The sequence below is a fragment of the Spirochaeta isovalerica genome (assembly GCF_014207565.1).
GTDB classification, from domain to species: Bacteria; Spirochaetota; Spirochaetia; order DSM-2461; family DSM-2461; genus Spirochaeta_F; species Spirochaeta_F isovalerica.
In genome coordinates this window covers 143,800-158,622 of the sequence record NZ_JACHGJ010000005.1, presented here as the reverse complement: position 1 = coordinate 158,622, position 14,823 = coordinate 143,800, and the positions used below count along the sequence as shown (strand labels likewise).

Below are 14,823 nucleotides of genomic sequence, written 5' to 3'. Positions count from 1 at the left end.
TACTATTTGCTCACTATTACAAAAAGGACTTTAGGGAGGTTCCATGCAGACTACTGAAGAGTATAAGATTACTGATGCTCTGGCAGCCTTTGTGGAAGAATGGAGAGATAAGCCGGGAAATCTTATCATGATTCTTCACAAAACACAGGAAGAGTACGGTTTTATACCGAGGACTATTGCCATTGAACTGGGGCGCATGCTTGATGTTCCCCTCGCGAAAATCTACGGAGTTATCACTTTCTACCATTTTTTCAAACTCGAAAAACCCGGGAAGAACCAGATTGCCGTGTGTATGGGTACGGCCTGTTACCTGAAAGGGGGAGAAGACCTCATTCAGGAACTGGAAAACCTGCTCAGCATCGGAGTCAACAGCACGACGGAAGACGGACAGTTTTCACTGGAAGCGGTTCGCTGTATCGGATGCTGCGGACTGGCGCCCGTTCTCACGGTTAACGGTGATGTTTACGGAAAGCTCAGTACCGATGAGCTGCCGGCGGTTGTTGCCAAGTACACCGAATAGAGATGCACTACACCCTGTGTGACTGTGTAATGGATCTGATCCAGAATTCCATTGAAGCCGGTTCATCTCATATTCAACTGAATATGAACCAGTCGGCAGACAGCCTTGAGGTTTCAATCAGAGACGACGGCTGCGGTATGACTGATGATGAGCTTAAAAGGGCTACCGATCCCTTTTATACCGATGGAATCAAGCACAAGCACCGGAAAGTGGGGCTGGGCCTGCCGTTTCTGATTCAGACCGTGACCATGACAGACGGACAGTTTGACATCAGGTCTGAAAAGAACAAAGGGACGGAGATCGATATACGGTTTAATCTGGCCAATATCGATACACCGCCTACGGGCCATATAGTTTCGCTTCTTTACCAGGTGTTGTGTTTTCAGGGGGATTACGATCTGACGGCTGTCCGGTCATTGTCGAAAGACGGTGGAGAGCTGTCCTATCAGGTGAACAGGAATGAGATGCTGGATGTCCTGGGTGATCTCGAGAGCGCCGCTTCGCTGGGGCTTCTCAGGGATTTTATCAACAGCCAGGAAGAAGACTTGCTATCTTAGGAGATTGAAAAATGTCGAAAATGACTTTGGAAGAATTGAGAAAATTGAGAGAGGCTAAAAAACAGGAAGCCGCTCAGAGAGATACAGAGGGTAAAGATACCCTTGTCATTGTGGGAATGGGTACCTGCGGAATCGCTGCGGGAGCCAAGGATGTCGTTGACGCACTGCTCGACGAACTGAAGAAAGTCGGTAATGAGAATGTCATTATCCGCCAGGCCGGATGCATGGGGCTTTGTCACGTAGAGCCTACAGTCGAAGTCCGGTCTCCCGGAATTCCCAATACCATTTATGGAAATGTTGATGCGGAAGTTGCCCGAAAGATTGTACGGCAGCATATCGTGGACGGGCGTCTTGTCAATAAACACGTTTACGACAAGCCGGCAGCGGATATTATAGAGCAGTAAGAGAGGATAGAATGGCCGTAAAAAATTATGTATTAGTTTGTGGCGGATCTGCCTGTGAATCTGCAAAGGGAAACGATATCTATAAATCCCTTCTCCACCAGGCTGAGGTTCAGGGTGTCAGCAATGATCTGCAGATTGTCAAAACAGGTTGTTTCGGATTTTGTGAAAAAGGGCCCATCGTTAAGGTCCTTCCCGATGAAGCGTTTTACGTTGAAGTCAAGCCCGACGATGCGGAAGAGATTATCTCTGAAAATATCGTAAAAGGCAGAATGGTTGACCGCCTCCTTTATAAAGAGGAAGGAAAGAAAGACTTCAAACCTGAAAATATCAAGTTCTACCAGAAACAGGAAAGAATCGTACTGAGAAACTGTGGTCTTATTGATCCGGAAAGCATTGATGAGTACATTGCGAGAGATGGTTACATGGGGCTCGAAAAAGCTCTTTTCGAACTGACTCCCGAGCAGATTCTCGATGAACTGAACAAGTCCGGTCTGAGAGGACGGGGTGGGGCCGGTTTCCCCACAGGGCTCAAATGGAGCTTCACTCAGAGAATCGAATCCGATCAGAAATATGTCGTGTGTAACGCCGATGAGGGAGACCCCGGTGCCTACATGGACAGAGCCACCCTCGAGGGGGACCCGCATTCGGTTATCGAAGCCATGACAATTGCCGGAAAATGCGTCGGCGCCGATAAGGGAGCCATCTACATAAGAGCGGAATATCCCCTGGCAATCAAGAGGCTGGAAATCGCCATGGATCAGGCCCGCGAAAGAGGGCTTCTCGGTGATAATATTCTCGGTACCGATTTCTCCTTCGATCTGGAAATCAGACTCGGAGCGGGAGCCTTCGTCTGCGGAGAGGAAACAGCTCTTCTCGCATCCATTGAAGGTAAAAGAGGTATGCCTATTCCCAAGCCGCCATTTCCCGCGGCAAAAGGCCTTTTCGGTAAGCCGACAGTTATCAATAACGTGGAAACCTATGCCAATATTCCGGTAATCATCTCCAAAGGCGGAGACTGGTTCGCTCAGTTCGGTACGGAAAAATCCAAGGGAACGAAAGTATTCGCCCTGACCGGTAAAATCAAAAACTCCGGCCTCATCGAGGTTCCCATGGGAATCACACTGAGAGAAATCGTCTTCGATATCGGTGGCGGAATCCCCGGCGGCAAGAAATTCAAGGCCGTACAGACCGGCGGACCTTCGGGCGGTGTACTTACAGAAGACTTCCTTGATACCCCGATCGACTTTGACAGCCTTATTTCCGTTGGTTCCATGATGGGATCGGGTGGTATGATCGTTATGGACGAAGACGACTGTATGGTTGACGTAGCCAAGTTCTACCTCGACTTCTGTGTGGAAGAGTCCTGCGGTAAATGTGCTCCCTGTAGAATCGGAACGAAGAAACTCTATGAGATTCTCGATAAGATCTCCAAAGGCAAAGGCGATATCGAAGATCTTCAGAAAATGAAGGATATGGGGCAGGCCATGAAGAAAGCCTCCCTCTGCGGTCTGGGGCAGACAGCTCCCAATCCGGTTCTCTCTGTTCTGAACGCTTTTGAAGACGAAGTCCTCGAGCACATCCATAACGGCAAATGCCGTGCCGGCAAGTGTAAGGATCTCGTACAATACTCCATCGATGAAAGCAAATGTATCGGATGTACGGTTTGTGCTAGAAAATGTCCTGTCAACTGTATTACCGGTGACAGAAAAGTGGCTCATGTTATCGATCAGAGCAGATGTGTTAAGTGCGGTGCCTGCTATGACAGCTGTAAGTTCGGCGCTGTGCTTGTATCGTAGGAACTTAAGGAGAAATACACGTGGAAATGGTAAATATTAAATTAAACGGTAAGCCCCTTCAGGTTAAAGCAGGTACAAGCATCCTGAAAGCGGCTTTGGCAGATGAAATAAAGATTCCCGCCCTCTGTGCGCACGATGACCTCGACGCCTGGGCTGCCTGCGGACTCTGTGTCTGCAAGGTCGAGGGATCGCCCAAAATGGTCAGAGCCTGCGCCACCGAAGTTGTGGAAGGTCAGAACTATATTACGCACGATCCTGAGCTTCAGGAGATCAGAACGACTGTTCTTGAGATGATTCTTGCCAATCATCCCCAGGAATGTCTCACCTGCGGCAGAAGCAACACTTGTGAGTTGCAGAGCCTTGCGGGAGATTTCGGAATCCGGGAAATCCCTTATGAAATGGATATCAAGGATATCGAAGCGGACAAGTCGACTCCCTCCATAGTGCTGGATCCCCGCAAATGTGTAAGCTGCGGACGCTGTGCTCTTGTTTGTCAGCAGCTCCAGAACGTCTGGGCTCTCGAGTTCCTTGAGAGAGGTCATAAAACCAGAATCGCTCCCGCAGGCGGCGTGCTCCTTAACGAGAGCCCTTGTATCAAATGCGGTCAGTGTTCCGCGCACTGTCCTGTCGGTGCCATTTATGAAAAAGACGAAACCAAAAAATTCCTTGCGGCTGTCCGCGATGAGAGCAAACATGTCTCCGTACAGATTGCTCCCGCCGTCCGTGTCGCCCTCGGTGAGGCTTTCGGAATGGAGCCCGGTACGCTTGTAACCGGAAAAATCTATGCGGCTTTGAGAAAACTCGGTGCCGATTCTGTTTTCGATACAAACTTCTCCGCCGACCTCACCATTATGGAAGAGGGAAGCGAACTGGTACACAGAATTAAAAACGGCGGAGTTCTTCCCCAGATCACTTCATGCTGTCCCGCATGGACTGACTATATGGAAAAATACGCCAATGATATGATTCCTCATTTTTCAACTGCGAAGTCGCCTATGATGATGCAGGGGGTCATGACCAAGACCTATTACGCCGATCAGATCAAGAAAGACGCTAAAGATATCTACACTGTTGCGATCATGCCCTGTACGGCCAAGAAATACGAGATTACCAGAGACGATAATATGTGGGCTTCCGGAGAACAGGATATGGATCTGGTTCTGACAACCAGAGAGCTGGCCAGAATGATCAAAGCCGCCGGTATCTGCTTCGATTGTCTCGAAGAGGAAGACGCCGACAGTCCCATCGGAGAATATTCCGGTGCCGGTACCATCTTCGGTGTAACCGGTGGTGTTATGGAAGCGGCCGTTAGAACAGCCTATAAACTGGTCACCGATAATGAACTGGAAGACATGAACGTTCACGCCGTCCGAGGTATGGCCGGTGTCAGAAAAGGAGTCGTCGACTTCGCCGGTACGGAAATCAAAGTTGCCGTAGCTCACGGAATGGCTCATGTAGAAGAGATTCTCAACGAAGTACGGGAAGCGAAAGAGAAAGGCGAAGAGCCTCCTTACCACTTTATCGAAGTTATGGCCTGTCGCGGGGGATGTATCGCCGGTGGCGGTCAGCCCTACAATACGAACGATACGGTCAGGGCCCAGCGCGTTGCCGGTCTCTACAATGACGATGAGAAATGTGTGACCAGAAGATCACACGACAACCCGGAAATTGCCAGAATCTACAAGGATTTCCTCGGCGCGCCGATGAGTCACAAATCTCATGAGCTTCTTCACACCAAATACCAGGAAAGACCGATTTACTCCAAGTAAGTCGCTTTGTGATAGTTCTTTTGGGCTGCCTTTCGGGGCAGTCCTTTTTTTTTGACCGTGTCGAATTGACCCTTTTATTTCAATCTGCAGTGGATAATAATTAAATTTGACTACTTCGGAGGTTCGAGTGGCAAGTGTTGAAGAATTAATTTCAGGATCACCCCTGGAAAAATATTTTGATGAAGAGACGAAAGACCGCGTCCGTATCGGATCGTATGTAGAGGGAGCCAGGATCAGACTCCCCGACGGAGTTTTGTTTTTAATGGACGGAACAGTCTCTTATACCTATAGCGACAGATCGGGCATCCCCTATCAGGTTATGATCGCCCGGGCTTTTAACAGCATAGGAGAGCTTCATTATTATCACAACCGCGTTATTTCCGATATCATCGCGCTGGAGGATTCGACTCTCCTTGAAATTCCGCTCAATGTGTACCGCGGTCTGGAAGAGAAGATCGATTTTCTCATTTTCATGCTGCGGAAATCCAATGAAAACCTGATGGAACTGGTTGATAAGATGGCTAAGCGTAATACTTATAAACTGGAAAACTATCTGGCCTATATCATTCTGACCGACCAGCTCAGGGGGCGGTATTACTATAAGAGCATGACGTCTCTTGCTGCGGTTTTTAATGTGAGCCGGAGAAATCTCTACTATGCCGCGGACAGCCTGATTGATCAGGGTCTGATCGCTAAGAGGAAAGGATCTTTCGAAATCCTCAGCGAGCCCGGTCTGAAAGCGATGATCTGACTATGGAAAAATTCAGAATCTGTTTTGTAAGCGGAAAGTTGGGGGATGTGGACGGCGTTTCTCTTGAAGTGGATAAATGGATAGAGATTCTCACCGTTCTGGGGCATGAGATCTTTGCCATTGCCGGCTCCTTTTCTTCCCCTCTGAAAAAAGTCCCGAAGGAAAACTGCCTTGAACTGCCATCAATCAGATTTGATTCCGAGGAGCAGAGATACTTTGAGAAAATGGTTTTTCCCCATCTTTCCAAACATCCGCCGCACCTCTCTCTGGATCGCAGAGTCTCATTACTGGATGAGCTGGTAGAGAAGGGGACCGAAGTCGCGTCAACCATTTACGAATTTATCCAGAAAAAGGAAATTGATGTTCTCATCGGTGAAAACACCAATGCCATGCCCATGAGTCTTCTCGCCGGAACGGCTATCCATAAACTTGCGACTGAAAAGAGAATGGCGGTCATTTTCCATCATCACGATTTCTGGTGGGAGCGAAGCCGGTTCAGTCATAACCATATAGAATCGTTTCTCAATCAGATTATGCCTCCCACGGATCTGGGTGTTGAACATGTGGTTATTTCGTCTTACGCGGAGCACATTCTCCGGTCCATCAAACGGGTGATACCCCATGTCGTTTACAACTGCGAGGATTTTGATAACCCACCGGTACGTGATGAATACAACAGCCATTTCAGGGAGGATTTCGGATTTTCCGCCGATGATCTGCTCTTTATTCAGCCTACGCGGGTTGTTCCCCGCAAAAGGATTGAAGATTCCGTGGAATTGGTGAGCCGCTATATGAAGCGGTTCGAAGAGGATGCCTCCCGCGTTCATTTTATCATTTCTCTTTATGAAGGGGATGAAACGGATAATACATATCTGCAGGCATTGAGCGAGCTGGCGCTGAACAGAGGAGTCCGCCTTCATTTTATCGCTGACAGGGTGGAATCGGCGAGACGGACGGATCCGGAGAAGGGGAGGATTTATACAAACCGCGATGTCCTGGTCAATGCCGATCTTGTGACTTATCTCCCCATTTGGGAGGGGTTCGGAAACGCGCTGCTGGAAGCTGTTGCCGCTAAAGTTCCCATCGTTACGACGACCTATCTCGTCTATAAAACCGATATTAAAATGTGCGGTTTTCGCAATGTCGAGATACGGGACAATTACAGCCGGGAAGGGGAACTTATCATAACGGAAAAGAATCTGACCGATATGAACAAAGTTCTCAACAATGGAAAAATCAGGCAGGAGATGGTGGAGACAAATTTCAGAATTGCGTCGAAAGAGTTCAGTTTCAGAATGCTCAGGAAGAGTCTGGAAAGGATACTATCCGATTATGGCGATGAAATCAAAGCATCGGCGAAAAGATTGAAAAAGAGTAAAAAGAACTATTATGTGTGATCGACAGTATCGATTATCTCATCGGTAATTTCAGCAGGAGTTTTTCCTCTTGTATCGATAATTCTGAAAGCCCAGTTCCTGTAGAGTGCCGATCTTCTCTTATATAAATCGCTGAATTTCTTTTTGGGGTCTTCCCCTTCGAGAAAAGGCGGTATGCCCCCTCTGATAATCCTGTTAAAGAGATCATTTTCATCGGCATCGAGATAATAAGAGGTAACATCATCTCTGTTCATAATTTCCAGAGCCAGGCTGTTTTCTATTGTACCTCCCCCCAGGGACAGAACGAATTCTTTCCCTTCGTTTGCTTGAAAAAAATGATTGAGACTCTCCGCTTCCTGCTTTTGAAAACCATCAGCCCCGATCTCTCTGAACAGCTCTCTTATTGAACTGAAATCGGCGGCGTCTCTTAATATAAGGTCATCCAGATCGGCAAAAAACAGCCCCAGACGCGATGCTATTGCCCATCCTACAGTCGATTTTCCGCTGTGTTTGATTCCTGAAAGGATTATTCTCTGCATTATTCTATTTTCATTGCATAGGGGAAAAAATCAAGTACCGGAGTAGAAATCACCTGATATTATTCTTTTTCAACCGGCTTTGTTTTACTACCTTCATGATCTAAGCCTATACTTAATAATATGAAGAGAGGAATTATCCCGCTGCTGTTCGTTTTCTTGTTCTCCGCCAGTCTTGATAGTGAAGTGTATTTCAGTTTTGTTCCGGCGGGCAAATACCGCGTAATCGAGCGTTCCGATTACAGACTGAGGCAGAATGGTACATATAAAGGTCACATTTACAATGAAAACCGCGGAATCCTCAGTGCCGATCTTCAGTCCGACGGATCTTATCGTGTCTCCGCAACCTATTATGTTTTTGAAGAGTTAACCAGGGACGGATCGAGACAGGCGTCCAAAGTGGATGAAATAAACCGCTCTGATTTCACTCTATACACCAGCGGGGAAATGATTATCGACAGAAATGAGACATACCCCTTAATCCGGTCTTTCCCCAGCTATACGTCCGATCCCGTGGCAAAAGGTGACAGCTGGCTTGCTTTCAGCGAAAAAGTCGTTCTTCATAAGGGGACCGTTACCCGCTTTCCCGTATACTGTGAATATGTTTATGAAGGATTGAGCCGCTATCAGGGACAGGATGTTCACTCTATCAGGGCGAAGTATGCTGTCCGTTACAATCAGGGTGATGATCCCGACGGCAATCCAGAACTGAAAAACATATCGGGGACTCATGATGTCTCAATAATCATTTCCGCTTTTGATGGTGAACCCATACTTATCCGCGATAATATGAGGGAAATACACCAATTCACCGATGGTCAGTCATTGGAAAAGAATGGATTCATTCTGACCTTTTTCAAAGGCGTAAGGGGTCTCGACCGGGCGAATATGGCTGAAAAGCTGATGGCTGATTTACAGAGCGATCTGGGAGATGACATCTCCGGGGACATATCTCTTTCCCAGAAAGACGAAGGCTTGCTTCTAACTTTAAAAAATCTCCATTTTCTCCCCGATCAAGCCGTTCTTCTGGCAGATGATGTTCCCCTTCTTGATTCTCTGGCCCGGTATCTGAAGACTGTGGATGACCGGTCTTTTCTGGTGAAAGGTCACACTGCGGATGTCGGTACAAGAGAGTCTCAATTCGAGCTTTCCATCGACAGGGCTGTGGTGGTTGTCAATGAGCTGATAAAAAGGGGAATAGGGGAAGATAGATTTCTCTACATGGGAATGGGGGGAACAGAACCCGTCGCCTCAAATGACTCTGAGGAAGGACGGGCTGAAAATCGTCGTGTCGAAATTCTTATTATGGAAGATTGACCGATGACCGGAAATCAATCGGTTGCAGGACTGTCAGCTTGAGGCTTGTCTTCTGTGTACCAGAAGTCGAGCTGCTGTTTCAGTTCTTTCAGACCTGTTCCGTTGAGAGAGGAAAAAGCTTGAACTGTTATATTGATGCTGTCGTCTTTAAGGTCTTTTTTGACTTTTAAAACCGTTGCGGCGATTTTTCCTTTTTTCAGTTTATCTGATTTGCTTAAGATGATATGAAGGTCCCTTCCGGTTGACCGGGCAAAATCCACCATAGTCTGATCCAGTTCCGTCAGGGGATGGCGGATATCCATTACCAGGACGATACCACGGAGGCATTGTCTTTCACCCAGGTATCGGGTCAGTTCGGCTTCCCATCGTTTTTTTTCCGCCCTGTTAACTTTGGAAAAACCGTATCCCGGCAGGTCAACGAGAATCCGCTGTTTATCGAGTCGGAATAAATTTATATGCTGGGTCTTTCCGGGCTTACTGCTCGTTTTTGCAAGATTCTTTCTGTTTGTCAGAGTATTGAGCGCACTGGATTTCCCGGCATTGGAACGACCGGCGAAGGCAACTTCAATGCCTTTGTCCTCCGGAAGGTTCTTATAATATGCTGCGCTTTTGAGAAATTCTATTTTATTATAATTGATATTAGCCATTTGTCGCCAAGTATAACCGTAGATAACTGTCGGTTCAATAGCTGGAAGTTGACTCTCTTTCGATTAGCCTGGTTCCGACAATGACGTTTTTAAAAGGCAGAACTTTGTTCTGAAGGCTTTTAATAAGCAGCTGTACGGCATTTTCACCCAACAGTACGGGATTAATATCCACTGAAGAAAGAGACGGCGTTAGAAAATCCGCCCTGGGGCTGTTATTGAAACCGATGATGGGCAGTTGTTTTCCCGATTCATCCATGGCTTTCATGGCACCGAAGGCGAGGTAATCATCAGCAGCAGCTATAGCTTCCGGCGGATTTTTCAAAGAAAGAAGCTCTTTCATGCACTGGTATCCGGTCTCCTCCGAAAAGGAATCTCCTGTTTTGATTAAAGACTCCACAATATCAATTTTCCGGGATATCAGAGCCTGCCTGTAACCTTCCCGTCTGTTCCGGGTTACGGCGAACTGGTCAGGTCCGGTTATCAGCCCGATGCGCCGGAATCCCTTTTCCACCAGGTAACTTGTAACATTGTACATGGACTGAACATTGTCGTTATCAACCCACAGGATTTCATCGCCGTTTTCCGGTTCTCCGATAACGACGAATGGAAATTCCCGTCTCTGGAGATAAGAGATACACTTGTCGTCTTTTCTGGCTGTAAAAAGGACAATGCCGTCTACCCATCCGCTGTTTATATAATTGCGTATGAATTCGACTTCCTCTTCTTCGCTGTTACTGAAACAGTACATAAGATTGTAATTCTGATTCTGAGCGTAAATACTTATGCCCCGCATCGCCTCGATAAAGAAAGGCCGTGTAAAAAGGTCATCGGATGAGTTGGGAAGTATAAGCCCTATTGTCTGAGTCGAACTGTTGGCCAGGCTCCTGGCAACGGCATTGGGATGATATTTCAAATCCTCCATGGCTTTATTGACGATCAGTTTTGTCTCTTCGCTAATTTTGGGGTTATTGTGAATAACCCTGGATACCGTAGACGGGGATACCCCCGCACGATCAGCTACATCCTTAATCGTAACAGCCATGGCAAGTCCTTTATCTATCGGAATTGTATACCCGGAAACCGATTTCCCGGGTATGTTTAATACTAACCTTTTACCGAGCCCGCTGTCAGCCCGTTAACAAGCCATTTCGAGGAGTAGAGGAATAAAGCTACAACGGGGATGCTGATCATGATGGAAGATGCGGCGTATACCCCCCATTGAGTTGTAAACTGTCCCTGTAATGACTGGAGACCGAGCGGCCAGGTGAACATTCCCGATTTGGGAAGCATGATCCTCGCAAGCATAAACTCATTCCATGAGTTCATGAAGTTAAAAAGAAAGGCGATGGCCAGAGCCGGAGTTGTCAGAGGCAGGATGATTCTCCAGAACGTGTACATTCTCGATGCTCCGTCGATCATGGCGGCTTCTTCCAGTGTTGTGGGGATGGAATCGTAATAGCCTTTGAGGATCCATATACTGAAAGGCACGGCGCTGACTGAATAGGCAATGACCAGACCCCTGTATGTATTGATCAAACCGAACTTTGCAGCCAGAAGATACAAGGGAACCATCAGCATGGCTGCGGGGATCATCTGCGTTCCCAGCAGAAAAATCAGCATGGCATTTCTGCCGGGGAATTTCCATCGGGAGATGGCATATGCCGATGTCGAAGCCAGGGTAAGACCGATGACAGCCGTTGCCAGCGTTATGACAAGCGAGTTCCAGAGCCAGAGGAAAAAGTCTTTCTCAAAGAGCGCCGCCGTGTAATTGCTGAATGTCGCGTCGGGCGGTATCAATGCGAGAGACGTTGACATCAATCTGTCTCCCGGCCTGAGAGAGATGGTCATGATTCTCAGAATGGGATAAATCGTTACCAGACAGGCTGTGATAAGAAGTGTGTGAATTATGATTTTGACCCATAAAGGATCCTGGTGTCCAAGTTTTTTCATTAATCTGTTACTCCTTTCAGAGCTCCTGTCCATTTGACATATATGAGAGTCATAGAGAATAGCAATGCAAAAATGATAAGAGCGAATGCGGCGGAAAAACCGTATTGACTGAAATTGAAAGCCGCTCTGAACAGGGCGGTTACAAGAATTTCAGAAGATTCCAGTTTCATTTCATTAATGAAGTAGGGGATATTGAAGTTGTTGAAGGTCCAGATAATACCGAGCATTACCGATGGCGCGAGTACGGGTTTCATCAGAGGCAGTGTTATTTTCTGGAATTTGGTCCACCCCGAAGCGCCGTCCATATCGGCTGCCTCATAGAATTCGTCGGAAATACTCTGAAGCCCTCCAAGAGAGATAACCATCATAAAGGGGATCCCGAGCCACACATTGGTAAGGACCATGGCGATGAAGTTCCAGAGGGCATCGGCTTTCCACTGTATCCCCGGCAAACCGATTTTGTTGAGCAATATATTGGGGAAACCGTATTCGAAGTTAAATTCGCTTCTCCATGTCAGAGCAGAAATAACCTGAGGCATAGCCCAGGGGAGTATTAGAATGGCTCTGTAGATGTTTTTGAATTTCAGGTTCGGTCTGTTGAGAAGCATGGCCAGAAGCATTCCGACCGAAGCGTGGATTAATACCTGAGATGTCCAGAGAAAAGTTCTGAGCAGGACAGGAAAAAAGGTCGTAGTCTGCAATACGGGTTTAGTGAAAACTCTTTTGAAATTTTCCAAACCGTTCAGGAGGCTGAATTCCGGATTCCTGAAATGGTATAGATTCATGTTACTGAATGCCAATACTACCTCGTAAAGAAGTGGGAAAACCAGTAAGAGTCCCAATCCTACAAAGGCCGGCGTAACCAGCATGGCGACTAGCGTATTTTTGTTCTTAAGGACCTTGTTTCCCACTGCCCAGATTGAAACTTCGATGAGCAGAAAGCCGACCAGCATCCAGAAAACTGTTCCCGATACCTGTCCCAAAGCGGTCAGAACAACTTGTGAATTCATTAATTCCTCCATCTGAAAAAAAGGAGAGGACGACTCCTCTCCTCTTTGCAGAACTGATCCCGGCTGTAAAACCGGGATTCAGGTCTGATACAATGACTGCTAAAAACTGATTATTTCAGGTTGGCAATACCGTTAACAGCAGCTTCCTGCATTTTTTTAACAGCTTCTTCGGGAGTTTCGGATCCAGCCATAACAGCGGAAAGTTCGGGGTTGATTGCATCCCAAACGGCTCTCATTTCAAGAACTGTAGGCATAGGCGTTCCAACTTCCATCTGAGCTACGGAACCTTTCATAAGAGGATCGTTCTCGATAACGGGGCTGGAAAGAGCTGATCTGAGACCGGGAAGTCTGGAAAGCTTTTCAAGCATTTCTGTCTGAACTTTTTCTGAAGTAACATATTCGATGAACATTTTTACAGCGCTTTCTTTTTCTGCGGGAAGATCAGCAGGAACAAAGAAGTAAACTCCTGAAGTGTAAGGCGCGGGGTATTTTCCGGTAGAGGAAACTTTGGGAAGTCTGCCGATGAGGAGGTCATCTCCGAGAGCTTCTTTGTATCCGCCGATTGACCAGTCACCGTTGATGATCATAGCTGCTTTGCCTTCTTTGAAAAGAGTATCGGCAACTGCATAGTCAGATTCTGTAGGAGTTACACCATAGTCGAACTTGAGGGATCTGAGGAATTTAAGAGTGTTGAGCATAGCGGGCGTATCGAGAGTGGGAGTCACACCGTCTGCAGCGAATACGCTTCCGTCGAAACCACCGAGCCAGGGTGCGAGCCAGAAAGCTTCACCGAGGTTGTAGGCCAGACCGTACATATCGTCTTTTGTGAGTGATTTTGCTACTTCGATAAACTCATCAGTTGTCGCGGGAAGCTCGCTCACATACTTTTTGTTAGCCATAAGCATAAGGTGGTTACCGGACGCTATGGGAACAGCCCAGGTTGATCCGTTCATGACTACTGATTCAACATATTTTGAAGTGTCTACAAAATCATCTACAGGCTGAATAAGACCGGCTGTAGTGAAAGGACCGGCATGGTCGGAAACAGACCAGAGGAGGTCGGGAGCTGTTCCGGCGAGAGCCGCTGTCTGGAAGTCTTCTCTGAGAGCTTCTACTTCTTTGTTAAGAACTTCTACTGTAATATTTTCGTGCTGAGCAGAGAAATCTGCAGCCAGCGCTTCAACCCACTGAAGGGCACCATCTGCTTCGCCCTCTTTTGTCCAGAGAGAGATTGTTACGGGTCCTTTAGGTTCGCTACCCTGCTGTCCACCGGCAATAATAGGTGCGGCAACGGATGCAAGTACAAGTAAAGCAACTAATACTTTTTTCATCATTAACTCCTGTTTATTTAATAATACCTTGTTTTGCAACACACTGTGCAAGCGGTTGCATTGTGATTATCTCTCTGTTCAGTGGTTAAGTCAAGAAAAAGTTTGCTATTTGTGCGTAATTTTGTGCGTAGATCGATTGCGAATGGTTAATTTGTGCAAGGGGTTGCGCAGGGTGAGTCTTTTAAAAGGAATTGTTGTCTGAAACGATTACTATTACAGATTAATCGATAGTTCCTGAAGAGGCATGCCTTCCGGTGTTATTCCGATTGTGATTGAAATATCGTCTGATTCGGGATACTTCTTCAGAAATGCGATCAGACCGGATGCCGGTTGATCTTTTGTTACTGTGAATTTATTGGAAAACATATACTTGTCAGTCAGGAATTCAGCATGCTCTCTATCTTTAGTATTTCGTAAAAAGGTCTTCCAATCGTTAAGCAGTTGGGCTTTGTTTCGAGATTGAGAGGAAATATCTCCAACTTTCAGGTAAATATTCCTCAGATCCAGGGTAAGGGGAGATCTTTTCGCCTCAATTTCCATCTTGATAATGTAGGATTGCTTCTTCATTAATAAGCCGGGGTAGGGGCCGAAGACATTACCGCTTTCACCGAAAAGTTCCAGAGATTTTTCTTCAGGGATTAATGTAAATCGAATGATGACGTCCTCTGTTTCGATAACAGAGGGATTCTCGATAGAGTATTCAATAGGTGTCGGAGTCGTGACGCAGGAAGTAAAAAGAGGTAGCAATAAAACAAAAACCAAGATCAATTTTAATTTACTTCGATTGTCATTCATTATCAGACTCCTCTCTTTATAAGAAAAGGGATCAATCTTGCGAATGATCCCTTTGTTTATACAT

Annotated in this window: 15 protein-coding genes; 8 read left to right on the top strand and 7 right to left on the bottom strand. The window is 46.7% G+C overall.

Annotation, left to right across the window (positions count from 1 at the left end; genetic code table 11):
- Positions 1 to 43 precede the first annotated feature (43 nt).
- The 7 genes from HNR50_RS13690 (at position 44) to HNR50_RS13660 (ending at position 7,194) form a co-directional block, all read left to right on the top strand.
- On the top strand, positions 44 to 520 hold the full coding sequence (locus HNR50_RS13690; protein ID WP_184747335.1) for an NADH-quinone oxidoreductase subunit NuoE family protein: 477 nt from the start codon (positions 44 to 46) through the stop codon (positions 518 to 520).
- A gap of 2 nt (positions 521 to 522) precedes the next feature.
- On the top strand, positions 523 to 1,077 hold the full coding sequence (locus HNR50_RS13685; RefSeq protein WP_281389110.1) for an ATP-binding protein: 555 nt from the start codon (positions 523 to 525) through the stop codon (positions 1,075 to 1,077).
- An 11-nt stretch (positions 1,078 to 1,088) separates the two neighbouring features.
- Positions 1,089 to 1,481, top strand: coding sequence for a (2Fe-2S) ferredoxin domain-containing protein (locus HNR50_RS13680; RefSeq protein WP_184747333.1), 393 nt, complete (start codon positions 1,089 to 1,091; stop codon positions 1,479 to 1,481).
- An 11-nt stretch (positions 1,482 to 1,492) separates the two neighbouring features.
- Complete coding sequence (nuoF, locus tag HNR50_RS13675) at positions 1,493 to 3,277, top strand: NADH-quinone oxidoreductase subunit NuoF (RefSeq protein ID WP_184747332.1); 1,785 nt, start codon at positions 1,493 to 1,495, stop codon at positions 3,275 to 3,277.
- A 26-nt stretch (positions 3,278 to 3,303) separates the two neighbouring features.
- The gene (locus HNR50_RS13670; protein ID WP_184747331.1) at positions 3,304 to 5,046 is read left to right on the top strand and encodes an NADH-dependent [FeFe] hydrogenase, group A6; all 1,743 of its coding nucleotides are present in this window, start codon (positions 3,304 to 3,306) and stop codon (positions 5,044 to 5,046) included.
- Between the two features lie 127 nt (positions 5,047 to 5,173).
- A complete protein-coding gene (locus HNR50_RS13665; RefSeq protein WP_184747330.1) occupies positions 5,174 to 5,797 on the top strand; it encodes a Crp/Fnr family transcriptional regulator in 624 nt (207 codons plus the stop codon).
- Between the two features lie 2 nt (positions 5,798 to 5,799).
- A complete protein-coding gene (locus HNR50_RS13660; RefSeq protein WP_184747329.1) occupies positions 5,800 to 7,194 on the top strand; it encodes a glycosyltransferase family 4 protein in 1,395 nt (464 codons plus the stop codon).
- On the opposite strand, the gene HNR50_RS13655 is transcribed toward HNR50_RS13660, so the two are convergent.
- Positions 7,185 to 7,712, bottom strand: coding sequence for a shikimate kinase (locus HNR50_RS13655; protein WP_184747328.1), 528 nt, complete (start codon positions 7,710 to 7,712; stop codon positions 7,185 to 7,187). The two genes, HNR50_RS13660 and HNR50_RS13655, sit on opposite strands and share 10 nt — an antisense overlap.
- Before the next feature lie 120 nt (positions 7,713 to 7,832).
- Here HNR50_RS13655 and HNR50_RS13650 point away from each other — a divergent pair, with 120 nt between their 5' ends.
- The gene (locus tag HNR50_RS13650; protein WP_184747327.1) at positions 7,833 to 9,026 is read left to right on the top strand and encodes an OmpA family protein; all 1,194 of its coding nucleotides are present in this window, start codon (positions 7,833 to 7,835) and stop codon (positions 9,024 to 9,026) included.
- A 14-nt stretch (positions 9,027 to 9,040) separates the two neighbouring features.
- On the opposite strand, the gene yihA is transcribed toward HNR50_RS13650, so the two are convergent.
- The 6 genes from yihA to HNR50_RS13620 all read right to left on the bottom strand — a co-directional run bounded on the left by yihA (position 9,041) and on the right by HNR50_RS13620 (position 14,759).
- On the bottom strand, positions 9,041 to 9,673 hold the full coding sequence (gene yihA, locus HNR50_RS13645; RefSeq protein WP_184747326.1) for a ribosome biogenesis GTP-binding protein YihA/YsxC: 633 nt from the start codon (positions 9,671 to 9,673) through the stop codon (positions 9,041 to 9,043).
- A 34-nt stretch (positions 9,674 to 9,707) separates the two neighbouring features.
- Entirely contained in the window at positions 9,708 to 10,715 is a 1,008-nt protein-coding gene (locus HNR50_RS13640; protein ID WP_184747325.1) for a LacI family DNA-binding transcriptional regulator, read from the bottom strand.
- A 62-nt stretch (positions 10,716 to 10,777) separates the two neighbouring features.
- Positions 10,778 to 11,623, bottom strand: a complete 846-nt coding sequence (locus HNR50_RS13635; protein ID WP_184747324.1) for a sugar ABC transporter permease — start codon at positions 11,621 to 11,623, stop codon at positions 10,778 to 10,780.
- Positions 11,623 to 12,633 carry a carbohydrate ABC transporter permease gene (locus HNR50_RS13630; protein ID WP_184747323.1) on the bottom strand — a complete coding sequence of 337 codons (1,011 nt, stop codon included), beginning with the start codon at positions 12,631 to 12,633 and terminating at the stop codon, positions 11,623 to 11,625. Before HNR50_RS13630 ends, HNR50_RS13635 begins: the two co-directional genes overlap by 1 nt.
- Before the next feature lie 110 nt (positions 12,634 to 12,743).
- Positions 12,744 to 13,964 carry an extracellular solute-binding protein gene (locus tag HNR50_RS13625; RefSeq protein ID WP_184747322.1) on the bottom strand — a complete coding sequence of 407 codons (1,221 nt, stop codon included), beginning with the start codon at positions 13,962 to 13,964 and terminating at the stop codon, positions 12,744 to 12,746.
- A gap of 213 nt (positions 13,965 to 14,177) precedes the next feature.
- Positions 14,178 to 14,759 (bottom strand): hypothetical protein, encoded by a 582-nt coding sequence (locus HNR50_RS13620; protein WP_184747321.1) that lies wholly within the window; start codon positions 14,757 to 14,759, stop codon positions 14,178 to 14,180.
- Positions 14,760 to 14,823 lie beyond the last annotated feature (64 nt).

Excerpts from the sequence above, each read along its gene's own strand:
- HNR50_RS13620 (WP_184747321.1), bottom strand. The coding sequence starts at position 14,759 with ATGAATGACAATCGAAGTAAATTAAAATTGATCTTGGTTTTTGTTTTA.
- HNR50_RS13680 (WP_184747333.1), top strand. The coding sequence starts at position 1,089 with ATGTCGAAAATGACTTTGGAAGAATTGAGAAAATTGAGAGAGGCTAAA.
- HNR50_RS13670 (WP_184747331.1), top strand. The coding sequence starts at position 3,304 with ATGGTAAATATTAAATTAAACGGTAAGCCCCTTCAGGTTAAAGCAGGT.
- yihA (WP_184747326.1), bottom strand. The coding sequence starts at position 9,673 with ATGGCTAATATCAATTATAATAAAATAGAATTTCTCAAAAGCGCAGCA.
- HNR50_RS13685 (WP_281389110.1), top strand. The coding sequence starts at position 523 with ATGCACTACACCCTGTGTGACTGTGTAATGGATCTGATCCAGAATTCC.
- HNR50_RS13660 (WP_184747329.1), top strand. The coding sequence starts at position 5,800 with ATGGAAAAATTCAGAATCTGTTTTGTAAGCGGAAAGTTGGGGGATGTG.
- HNR50_RS13690 (WP_184747335.1), top strand. The coding sequence starts at position 44 with ATGCAGACTACTGAAGAGTATAAGATTACTGATGCTCTGGCAGCCTTT.
- HNR50_RS13630 (WP_184747323.1), bottom strand. The coding sequence starts at position 12,633 with ATGAATTCACAAGTTGTTCTGACCGCTTTGGGACAGGTATCGGGAACA.
- HNR50_RS13655 (WP_184747328.1), bottom strand. The coding sequence starts at position 7,712 with ATGCAGAGAATAATCCTTTCAGGAATCAAACACAGCGGAAAATCGACT.
- nuoF (WP_184747332.1), top strand. The coding sequence starts at position 1,493 with ATGGCCGTAAAAAATTATGTATTAGTTTGTGGCGGATCTGCCTGTGAA.
- HNR50_RS13625 (WP_184747322.1), bottom strand. The coding sequence starts at position 13,964 with ATGAAAAAAGTATTAGTTGCTTTACTTGTACTTGCATCCGTTGCCGCA.
- HNR50_RS13635 (WP_184747324.1), bottom strand. The coding sequence starts at position 11,623 with ATGAAAAAACTTGGACACCAGGATCCTTTATGGGTCAAAATCATAATT.
- HNR50_RS13650 (WP_184747327.1), top strand. The coding sequence starts at position 7,833 with ATGAAGAGAGGAATTATCCCGCTGCTGTTCGTTTTCTTGTTCTCCGCC.
- HNR50_RS13640 (WP_184747325.1), bottom strand. The coding sequence starts at position 10,715 with ATGGCTGTTACGATTAAGGATGTAGCTGATCGTGCGGGGGTATCCCCG.